This is a genomic window from Shigella sp. FC1567, from assembly GCF_001743015.1.
Classification (GTDB): Bacteria; Pseudomonadota; Gammaproteobacteria; order Enterobacterales; family Enterobacteriaceae; genus Escherichia; species Escherichia coli.
On record NZ_MIIV01000322.1, the window covers coordinates 1 to 883 of the forward strand.

The 883-nt window shown below is 52.5% G+C and carries 2 protein-coding genes and 1 pseudogene; 1 reads left to right on the plus strand and 2 read right to left on the minus strand.

Going from position 1 to position 883, the window contains the following annotated elements:
• Together BHE85_RS16775 and BHE85_RS16780 are read right to left on the minus strand one after the other, a co-directional pair.
• Positions 1–307 (minus strand): transposase (locus BHE85_RS16775; RefSeq protein WP_032219445.1); only part of this gene is annotated, 307 nt, incomplete at its 3' end.
• Between the two features lie 56 nt (positions 308–363).
• A pseudogene (locus BHE85_RS16780) lies at positions 364–597 on the minus strand (PTS N,N'-diacetylchitobiose transporter subunit IIC); the annotation flags it as partial.
• A 49-nt stretch (positions 598–646) separates the two neighbouring features.
• Here BHE85_RS16780 and BHE85_RS16785 point away from each other — a divergent pair.
• Positions 647–883, plus strand: a 237-nt coding sequence (locus BHE85_RS16785) for an IS1-like element transposase (RefSeq protein WP_001650043.1), incomplete at its 3' end; no start/stop codon positions are given.

An 883-nucleotide genomic window follows, 5' to 3' on the forward strand; every position in this document is an offset into this window, starting at 1 on the left:
CGAACTCCGCCTTCGCAAAATAAGCGGAAGCCTGGCGAAGGATATCGTTACTGCGGCGCAGTTCACGATTTTCACGTTCCAGCTCTTTCAGACGCTGACGTTCAGCGGTGGTGAGCCCGCCATCACCGCCTCCGGTATCCCGCTCATGCTGGCGTACCCAGACACGCAGAGTCTCCGGTGTACAGCCAATCTTTGGGGCAATGGAACAAATTGCCGCCCACTGTGAGTCATATTCGCCCTGACTTTCCAGAACCATACGAATCGCCCTCTGACGGACTTCGGGGGAAAAACGAGTATTTTTAGTCATCCTGTTTACCTCTTTCTCAGGAAGTTTAGTCTCCAGGATTCCCGGGGCGGTTCACAGAGCAGTGGAACAAAGATCACATAGGCCCAGCCCACCACGCTACCCAACGATGCCAGTGGGGTTGAGATGGTATCCATAATGATCTGATGGAAGTTGGTGCCCCAGGTATTCAACGCCCAGGCAATAATCCCCATCACGGAAAGAATAATAAAGCCGGGAATTAATGCCGAGAAGGAACGCGATACTGAAGCAGGTACGCTGTCGGGCAGTTTAATGACCCAATTGCGGGTAATGCTGCCAACTTACTGATTTAGTGTATGATGGTGATTTTAAGGTGCTTGCGTGGCTTCCATTTCCATCAGATGTCCTTCCTGCTCCGCTACTGAAGGCGTGGTGCGTAACGGCAAAAGCACTGCCGGACATCAGCGCTATCTCTGCTCTCATTGCCGTAAAACATGGCAACTACAGTTCACTTACACCGCCTCTCAGCCCGGTACGCACCAGAAAATCATTGATATGGCCATGAATGGCGTCGGATGTCGCGCCAGTGCACGCATTATGGGCGTTGGCCTCAACACG